The sequence below is a fragment of the Nocardiopsis sp. CNS-639 genome (genome assembly GCF_000381685.1).
Lineage (GTDB): Bacteria > Actinomycetota > Actinomycetes > Streptosporangiales > Streptosporangiaceae > Nocardiopsis > Nocardiopsis dassonvillei.
On record NZ_KB906899.1, the window covers coordinates 1 to 9,421 of the forward strand.

The window sequence follows — 9,421 nt, forward strand, 5'->3', positions numbered from 1 at the left end:
GCACCAGAAATGTAGAGCTCGCCCACCACCCCGGCCGGAACCAGGGACAACCCCTCATCCAGAACAAACAGCCGAGTACCCGCCACCGGACCACCCAGCGATGGGACGTCCCGCTCGGTGATCCGGGTGCTGGTCGCGTTGACGGTCGTCTCCGTCGGGCCGTAGTAGTTGTAGCCCGACGTCTCCGACCGGGCCAGCCTGTTCCACAGCGATTCGCCTATCGCTTCGCCGCCGGTTGACACGATGGCGGGGCGGTGCCGGGGATCGTCCAACAGGCCCGCGTTCACCAGGTACTGGGCGAGCGTCGGCGTCGTGTTCAGGAAGTCGATGCGCTGCTCGACGACGTAGTCCTTGAGCAGGTCGGCGTCATGCCGGACCTCATCGCTGATCAGGTGCAGTTCGTGACCGGCGAGCATGCCCGCGATCTCGTCCCAGCAGGCGTCGAACGAGAAGGGCGCGATAAGGGCCAGGCGCATTCGGCTCTTCCCCGCGGAGCGGCACTCCGGTGCGAGGAGCCCGTCCCGGATCGATCCCAGGTGGGCCCGGAGGGATCGGTGCTCCACGATCACACCCTTGGGAACTCCGGTCGAGCCGGACGTGTGGATCACGTAGGCCGGATGTCCTGGAGCGGGGCGGCCCTCGGGCCCGGGGTCGTCGGTGGACTGGAGGTCGATCTCCGCGCGGACGTCCTGGCTGTCCAGGACGAGTCTGGGTACGCCGAGCTCCCGTCCTTGGTTCCAGGCGCCGGTGGTCACGATCAGCGAAGGGAGGCTGTTCGCGAGGATGAGAGCGGTCCGGTCCGCTGGAGAGTCGGGTTCGACCGGAACGAAGGCGCCGCCCGCCTTGAGCACGGCCAGCATGGAGACCAGCAGGTCACAGGTGCGGGGTAGCGCCAGAACCACCCGGCTCTCAGCTCCCACGCCTCGCTGACGGAGCACGGCCGCGAGTCGGTTCGCGCGCGTGTTCAACGTCCTGAAGTCGAGTTCACCGTCCTGCGCGACCAGGGCGATCTCGTCGGGGGCCGTCTCCACCTGGGTGCGGAAGACGTCGAGGACCGTCTCCAAGGGGGCCGTGGCGGCGGGCTCGGCCGTCCCCCAGTCCTCAAGAAGGGTCTTCCGCTCCTCCGGGGCCAGGGAATCGAACCGGCTCACCGCGGTATCCGGATTCGCGCACGCCTGTTCCAGCATCCGCACCAGGCGCTCGCCCAACAACCGGGCCGTCTCCTCGTCGAAGAGGTCCTTCGTGTAGCCGACGTTCACGCTGAGCTGGAGACCGCTCCCGTCGAGGGCTTCCGCCTCCTCGAAGCTGAATTCGAGGTCGAAGTGCACGGCATCGCTCTGTACACGGTGAGCTGTGCTCACCAGGTCGGGCAGCGACATCATGTCCGCGCCGCCACTGGTGTACGACACGAACGCCTGGAACAGGGGATGACGAGCCAGCGACCGTGAGGGGCGCAGTGCTTCCACCACCCGCTCGAAGGGCACCTGGGCGTGATCGAAAGCCGCCAGATCGGCCTGCCGCACCCGCCCCAGCAACTCCGTGAAAGACGGATCACCGCTCAGGTCGGTGCGTAGCACCACGGTGTTGACGAAGAACCCCACCAGGTCCTCCAACGCCGGGTCCTCACGGCCCTCCACCACGGTGCCCACCACGATGTCGGTGCCCGCACCGAGCCGGCTCAGCAGGGCAGCGACCGCGGCTTGGGCGACCATGAACACCGTCGCTCCGCTGGCCCGGGCGAGTTCACGCACCCGCTCCACCGCCCCTTGGGGGGCGGGCACGCTGATCTGTCCTCCCTGGTAGGAGGAGACGGCCGGGCGGGGCCGGTCGGTGGGCAACACCAGCTCCTCGGGGGCCCCGGCCAGGTGCTGACGCCAGAACCCGACCTGCTCCCGGGCCAGGTCGGTGGGGTGGTCGTCGCTGCCCCACAACTCGTGTTGCCACAGCGCGTAGTCCACGTACTGCACCGGCAACTCCTCCCACCGGGGGATCTGACCGCTGCATCGGGCTTGGTAGGCCTGGCCCAGGTCCCGGGAGAGCGGCCCCATCGAGGCGCCGTCTCCCGCGATGTGATGCACCACCAACACCAACACCCACTCCTGAACAGGACCTGGCGCGGCCTCCTGGTCAGCACCCGCCGCAGGATCCTGGCCCGAAACTGCCCCAGCCTTCTGGTCAGGACCCGGATCGGCCTTCTGTTCAGCACCCGCCTCAGGTAGCACCCGCACCAGGTGCGCATGGACAGGAATGTCGTGTTCCAGATCGAACAGGTGAGCCGCGTGATCAGCCACCACCGCGCCCACACCATCAGGAGCGCACTCGCTCACCCCCAGCTCCACCCGCCCCCCAGTGTCGGCATCCAGCACCCGCTGCACCGGCTCGCCCCCGACTTCGGCGAACACCGTCCGCAACACCTCATGACGGCCCACCACATCATTGAGCGCCGCACCCAACGCACCCACATCCACCGGCCCCCGCACACGCGTCACCACCGGAATGTTGTACGTCGCCGAAGCACCCTCCAACCGCGACAAAAACCACAACCGACGCTGGGCAAACGACAACGGGTACACGGATCGGCCTCTCTGAAAGGGGTGCGGGCGTGGGGAGACACGGAAAAGGTCAGGGTTGCGGAATGGGTGACGGACGCCTGCGGTTCATCCCCTCCGCCGTATGCGGGCAGCGGGAATTCAGCTGCCGGCGTGGTCGGTGACGAACGAGGCGAAACGTTCGACACCGAGCGCGATCCTGTCCTGGGTGAGATGGCTGAAGGAGAGCCTGATCTCGTTCCGTGGAATTCCGTCGCCGTGGAAGTGGTGCATGGGGGTCCACAGCACACCGTGCTTTCGCGCGCAGACGCCAAGTGCCTCGTCACTCGCGGGAAAGGGGACCTTCAGGGTCAGGAAGAATCCGCCCGTCGGGGTGTTCCAACTGACGCCGTGGCCCTCGCCTTCGGGAAACCTCCGAGACATCTCCTGGAGGAGGCGGGACAGGTTGCCCTGGTAGACGTTCCTCTCCCGGGTGTTCGCCGAACGGAGGCTGAATCCGTTCATGATCAGCTTTCCCCCCATCACAGCCTGAGTGATCGGGGAGGTGTTGATGTTGAGCATTCCCTTGGCCTTGGCCAGGTGGTCGGCGAAAAGGGTGTCCGACGATTCGTGTGCCGACACACGCTGGTCGGCGACGACGTAGCCGACCCTCGCCCCCGGAATACCGGACTTGGCGAAGGAACCGAGGTAGACCACGGACCGCGACGCGTCCAGGGACTTCAGGGTGGGGGTGCCGCTCTCCTCGGGGCCGAAGATGCCGTAGGGGTTGTCCTCGATGAGGAGGATCCCCTGTTTCCCGGCGCTCTCCAGCAGGCTCCTCCGGGCGGCCACCGACAGGCTGCGCCCGGTGGGGTTGGCGAAGTCCGGGATCACGTAGCAGGCGCGGGGGTTGAGCCCTTCCCGGCGTGCCTGCTCCGCGGCTTCGGTGAGGCTCTCACCGTCGATCCCCGAAGCCGGCTCCCGGACCGGGTGGACCCCCATCTCCACCAGGCGCGCCGCCGCGTCGAGCCCCGAGTAGTTCGGCCGCACCGCGAGCACCACGTCCGACGGGTCCCCGCGCAGGGCGCGCAGCACCAGGAAGAGGGCCTCCTGGCAGCCGGAGGTGACGACGACGGCACGGGGGTCCACCCGGATACCCTCGTCCGTCTCCAGGTTGCGGCAGATGAGGTCGTTGACGATGCCTCTAGCGCTGCCGTACTGGAGCAGCGTGCGCCGGACCTGCTCCTCGCTCTGTCCCCGCTCCTCGGTGAGGTGGGCGCGGAACGCGTCCAGGTAGTGGTGGACGGCGTCGAGGTCGAAGAAGCCCTCGAACGGCTGCCCCGCGGCGAACGAGATGGCGTCGGGGTAGACGTTCCCGATCTCGTTCAGGAAATTCATCGACTCCGTGGTCGGTGAGTCAAGTGATGCGTGCATGTCGGAGAGCGCCAGGTCCACTTCGTATCCCCACCGTTCGTTCTTTTCCTGTTCCAGGTGATGCTGCGTGGACCCGTTTTCTCAGTTCTTCTCGTCCGAGAGCATGGCGTCGACCAGGCTTTTGGGGCGCATGTCGGTCCAGTTCTCCTCGATGTAGGAGAGGCATTCGGATCGCGGGGAACTCGGGACCCGGACTTCCCACCCCTCGGGGACGTCGGCGAAGGCGGGCCAGAGGGAGTGTTGGCCTTCTTCGTTGACGAGAACCAGGAAAGAGAGGTCCTCGTTGTCAAAGGGGTTGCCCATGGCGCTCTCCGGGGTGTGGTGGATGGTGAACGAGCCTTGCTCTGACGGCTTCGTGATGATTTGCCGGTGTCTAGGGAAGCGTAGGTAGACCCTCTCCGGAAGGACAAGGAGGGTATCGGGAAACTCCATGTCAGGAACCTGCCACGGACCCCTCCGGGTGTCGATCAAGGTTTGACCTGCGGAAACGAAGGGATGATCGGAAAGAGCGCCGGGTTGTCCGGTTGATGACAGGGAAAAAGCGCACTCGTGGAATATGCTTCGGACTGGCAAGCGGGTGACCAGCTGTTTTTCCTATGGCGGGTGCCCCGGCGGGAGGCGATCGGGAGCAGGGGAACCGCGTGGAAGACGAAGGACGAAAAGAAGCCGGGGCGCCGCCCGTGGACGTTCCGCTACGGCGGAACCGCAGGTTCCAGCTCCTGTGGGTGGGGTCGGCGTTCTCGTTCTTCGGGCTGGAGGTCTCCGAACTCGTCTACCCGCTGGTCGTCCTGGCCCTGACCGGTTCCCCCGCCTGGGCGGGCGCCTTCGGCGGCGTGCAGATGGTCGCCACGCTCCTCGCGGCCCTGCCCGCGGGGGAGCTCTGCGACAGGTACGACCGGCGCGCACTCCTGCTCCTGGCGGAGGGCACCCGGGCGGCCGCCACGCTGAGCGTGGTGGCGGCACTCCTGTTCGCGACACTCACCCTGCCCCACCTGCTGGTCGTCGCGGCACTCCTCGGCCTGGTCACACCGCTGGGCGGCTCGGCACGCATGCTTCTGGTCCGTGCCGTGGTGCCGAGGGAACAGCTCACCTCGGCCCTCACCCAGGAGGAGGTGCGCAGCAACGGCGCGGCCATGGCGGGTCCTCCGCTGGGCGGATTCCTGTACGCGGTGAGCATGGCGACGCCCTTCGTGTTCACCACGATCACCTTCGTCCTCTCCGTTGTGTGCGTGCTTTTCGTCCGCCCGGTCCCACCCCGGCCCGGGGGCTCCGAGGAGGACGCCGACGGATCGGCCTGGACCCGGATGCTGTCGGGTCTCAGGACGATGGCCGCCGCCACCGAGCTGCGCCGGGTCCTGCTCTTCACCGTCCTGATGAACGCGGTGAGCGCGCCCTTCCTCCTGATCTCGGTGGTGGTCCTGGAGGAACAGGGCGCGTCCTCCACGGTGATCGGTTTCGCCATGATGGGCCTGGCGGCGGGCGGCCTGGTCGGCGCCTTCCTGGTCAAGCCCCTGCACCGGCTGCTGCCCCCCGGCGGGGTCATGCTCGCGGTGGGCGGCAGCACCGTCCTCCTCATCGCGCTCTTCGCCGTCCCGTGGGGCCCCTGGTGGCTGGCCGCCCTCCTGTTCCTGCTCACCGTCGGCGTCCCGGCGATGCGGATCCTGGTCGACCTGCTGATCTTCCGTCAGGTGTCCGACGAGATCAGGGGAAGGGTGATCGCGGCGGCGATGACCCTCTACGGGGTGGGAGGCGCCGTCGGCATGGCCGGGGCCGGTCTGCTCCTGGAGTTCCTGCGGCCCGGCCACGCGGTCCTCACCCTGGCCGCCGTGCTCGCCGTGTGCGTGCTCCTCGCCTTCGCCCACCGGGACTTCCGGACCATGACGTGGCCCGTGGAGTCCGCTGACGGCGACGGGTCCCCGGAGAGGTCCACCAGCGAGGCCGACCCCAACTGACCAGGACACCAGCGGAGAAACGATCGGGGATTCATGATGGCGACCAACAGCGTGGTGAGCGGCGTGGAGGGGAAGACCCTCCTCACCGGCCTTCTCGAACGCCAGGCCGGGAACCAGCCGGACGCGACCGGCCTCGTGTATGCGGGCCGCGCCCACACCTACGCCGACCTCAACGCGAGGGCCAACCGGCTCGCGCGTGCGCTCATCGACGCCGGAGTGGGACCGGAGACGCGCGTGGCGGTGTCGATGCGGCGCTGCCCGGGCGCGATCGTCGCCCTCTTCGCCGTGCTCAAGGCGGGCGGCGTCTACCTTCCGATCGACGCCACCCACCCCCGCGAGCGCATCGGATACGTCCTGGCCGACAGCGCCCCGAAGGTCGCCGTCACCGATGACCGGGGCGCCGACGCCCTCGCCCACCACGGTGTGCCCATGGCGTTCCTGCGCCTGGGGGAGGACGGCGACACCGGCGGACACCCCGCCGACCACGACGTCCGCGACGAGGAGCGCCGGTCACCGCTGCGCCCCGACAACCTCGCGTACGTCATGTACACCTCCGGCTCCACGGGCAGACCCAAGGGCGTGCAGATCTCCCAGGCCAGCCTGGGTCTGTACAGCCGCCACTACGGCCGGTTCTTCGACGAGGTGGACGCCGGACGGCGCCTGCGCATCGCCCACACCGCAGCGCTGACCTTCGACGTCGGCTGGAACTCCGTCATCGGATTGGCCGCGGGCCACGAGATGCACCTCTACGCGGAGGAGGACTACCGGGACGTCGATCGCTTCGTGCGGATCATGAGCCGACACCGACTCGACTGCGTCGTGTTCACCGCGTCCTACTGGGGGGCGCTGGTGCAGTCCGCGGAGTGGGGCAGGGGGGAGCACGCGCCCCGGGTGCTGCTCTCCTGCGGGGAGGCGTTCCCGAACGCCCTCTGGCAGCGGCTCCGGGGGATCGAGGGAACCCGCGTGATGAACACCTACGGGCCGACCGAGGCCACCGTGGAGGCGGTGGCCACCGACACCGACGCCACCCCCCGCCCCACGCTGGGCACACCGATCCCGGACACGGGCATCCACGTCCTGGACGACGCGCTCGCGCCCGCGCCGGCCGGGTCGCCCGGCGAGCTCTACATCACCGGCGCCCGCCTCGCCCGCGGGTACCTCAACCGGCCCGGGCTGACCGCCGAGCGGTTCGTCGCCTCGCCGTTCGCCCCGGGAGAGCGCATGTACCGGACGGGTGACGTCGTCCGGCGGAACGACGCCGGTGATCTGGAGTTCCTCGGGCGCGTTGACGACCAGGTGAAGATCCGCGGCTTCCGTGTCGAGCCGGGGGAGGTCGAGGCGGTGCTCGCCTCCCACCCCGCCGTCTCCCGGGCCGCGGTCGTGGTGCGGGAGGACCGGGACGGGGCGCGCGGTCTCGTCGGCTACTTCGTCGTGGACGGTGGCGGCGTGGACGAGGCCGAACTGCGCCGGCACCTGGGCAGGGCACTGCCGGACTACATGGTGCCTTCCGCCCTGGTGAGAGTGGACGAGATGCCGCTCAACGCCAACGGCAAGCTCGACAGGGGAGCGCTCCCGGAGCCGACGAGGAACGCGGAGCGCGCACCGGACCGGGCGGACACGGCCGAGGAGGTCCTCCTCCACATCCTTCGCGAGGTGCTGGAGGAGCCCGGGCTCGGGCCCGGGGACCTCTTCACCGAACGCGGAGGCGACAGCATCCGGGCGTTCCGCGTGGTCACCCGGGCCCGGGACTCCGGAGTCGTGGTCTCCACGACCGACGTCCTCAGGCACCAGTCCGCGACGGCGATCGCAGGGGCGGCCACCGTGGACGCCGGGGCCGGGTCGGACGGGGCCGGGCCGACCGCACGTGTCCCGGAGCGCGAGGTCGGCGAACTCCAGAAGGAACTCGGCCTGTGAACCCGCACCCGCGGTCCTGACGAGGAGACCGTCCGCCCCAGCCGCCCGGACGCGGTGAGAAACCCACCCCACCCCCACCCCCCACCCTGAGGTTGGTACCCATGGCCAAGTCCGCCGTCGAAGACATCGTCGCGCTCCTCCCGGCGCAGCAGGGGATCCTCTTCCACTCCCTCTACGACGAGGCCGACCGGTCGCAGTACACGCAGCAGGTGGCCGTCGACATGGACGGGCGCCTGGACGCGGAGCGGCTGCGCCGCGCGGCCCAGCGGCTCGTGGACCGGCACGCCGCCCTGCGCACGAGCTTCCACCAGAGGCGCGACGGGGAGACCGTCCAGGCCGTCAGGGAGACCGCCCCGGTCGCATGGGCCGAACACGTGGTGGAGGGGGAGGACTTCGACGGGGAGTGCCGGGAGATCGTCGAGAAGGACCGCCGAGTCGCGTTCGACCTGGAGCAGGCACCGCTGGTCCGCTTCCTGCTCTTCTCCACCCCGGGGGGAGACGCCTGGCGCCTGGTCCTGAACCAGCACCACATCGTCGTCGACGGGTGGTCCACCGACGTGCTCCTCAACGACCTGTTCACCCTCTACCAGGAGGGCCCGGACGCGCCCTCGCTGTCACCGGCGGCCCGCTTCTCCGACTACGCGCGGTGGTTCTCCACACAGGGGAGGGAGGAGAGCACCCGGCTGTGGCGTGAGGAACTCAACGGGGTCGAGGGGCCCACGCACCTGGACCTTCCCGGGGGAGAGGGCGGGCCCGCGGCCTCCGACTCCGGGCAGGTGAGGTTCGAGGTCGACGCGAAGGTGTCGGCCGCGGTCGAGTCCCTGTGCGCCGAGCACCGGGTGACGGTCAGTACGTTCGTCCACGCGGCGCTGTCCGTTCTGCTGGCCAGGCTCATGGGGAGGTCGCAGGTGGTCTTCGGCGCCACCAGCCATGGGCGCGACCCCCGCTTCGACGGTGTGGAGGGCATGGCGGGGCAGTTCGTGACGACGATGCCGGTGCGGGTGGACCTCACCGACGCCACCGCGTTCGGTGAGCTGCTCGGGGCCCTGCACCGCAGGCACCTGCGGCTGCTCGGCCACGAGGACCTCGGACTCTTCGCCGCCCAGGAGGCGGCCGGGATCTCCGGTGAGCTGTTCAACGTGATGGTGACGTCCGAACAGTACGCGGGGGCGTTCCGGGGCGACGCGGTCGACGGGCTGCGCATCACGCGGCCGGAGGTGACGAACGCTTCCCACTACCCGCTGGTCCTCGCCTACCGGACCGAACCCGCGTTCGGGTTCGACCTGAACTTCCGGACCGACTCCTTCGACGAGGGCACGGTGCGGCTGGTGGGCGAGCGTTTGCTGCGGGTGGTGGAGCAGGTGTGCGCCGATCCCGGATCGGCGGTCGGCGCGCTTGAGGTCCTGGTCCCGGGGGAGGAAGCCCGGTTGCGCACCTGGGGGGCGGGCCCGGCGACCCCGGTCGTCGAGGGCACGGTGGTGGACTCCTTCCGCTCCCAAGCAGAGCGTTCCCCCCAGGCGGTCGCGGTCGAGTCGGGTTCGGAGCGGTTGTCGTACGCGGAGTTGGATGCGCGGTCGGATGTTTTCGCTGGTG

6 protein-coding genes are annotated in these 9,421 nt (G+C 69.3%); 3 read left to right on the forward strand and 3 right to left on the reverse strand.

All coding sequences use genetic code 11. The annotated features are described in order from the left end of the window. From G011_RS0129315 to G011_RS0129325, 3 genes are all read right to left on the reverse strand, one after another. Window positions 1-2,573 (reverse strand): condensation domain-containing protein (locus G011_RS0129315; RefSeq protein ID WP_019611603.1); only part of this gene is annotated, 2,573 nt, incomplete at its 3' end. Window positions 2,574-2,690: 117 nt separating this feature from the next. Continuing rightward, a complete protein-coding gene (locus G011_RS0129320; protein ID WP_019611604.1) occupies window positions 2,691-3,926 on the reverse strand; it encodes a PLP-dependent aminotransferase family protein in 1,236 nt (411 codons plus the stop codon). A 117-nt stretch (window positions 3,927-4,043) separates the two neighbouring features. Then, window positions 4,044-4,265, reverse strand: a complete 222-nt coding sequence (locus G011_RS0129325) for an MbtH family protein (protein WP_013152778.1) — start codon at window positions 4,263-4,265, stop codon at window positions 4,044-4,046. A gap of 338 nt (window positions 4,266-4,603) precedes the next feature. Between G011_RS0129325 and G011_RS0129330 the strand changes: the two genes are divergently transcribed. From G011_RS0129330 to G011_RS0129340, 3 genes are all read left to right on the forward strand, one after another. After that, on the forward strand, window positions 4,604-5,914 hold the full coding sequence (locus G011_RS0129330) for an MFS transporter (protein ID WP_026338781.1): 1,311 nt from the start codon (window positions 4,604-4,606) through the stop codon (window positions 5,912-5,914). A 36-nt stretch (window positions 5,915-5,950) separates the two neighbouring features. Then, window positions 5,951-7,828, forward strand: a complete 1,878-nt coding sequence (locus G011_RS0129335) for an amino acid adenylation domain-containing protein (protein ID WP_155979869.1) — start codon at window positions 5,951-5,953, stop codon at window positions 7,826-7,828. A gap of 101 nt (window positions 7,829-7,929) precedes the next feature. Continuing rightward, the coding region (locus G011_RS0129340; protein WP_019611608.1) for a condensation domain-containing protein at window positions 7,930-9,421 on the forward strand (1,492 nt) is incomplete at its 3' end.

Coding starts and splice junctions, on each gene's coding strand:
- G011_RS0129320 (WP_019611604.1), bottom strand. CDS start 3,926: ATGAATTTCCTGAACGAGATCGGGAACGTCTACCCCGACGCCATCTCG.
- G011_RS0129325 (WP_013152778.1), bottom strand. CDS start 4,265: ATGGGCAACCCCTTTGACAACGAGGACCTCTCTTTCCTGGTTCTCGTC.
- G011_RS0129335 (WP_155979869.1), top strand. CDS start 5,951: ATGGCGACCAACAGCGTGGTGAGCGGCGTGGAGGGGAAGACCCTCCTC.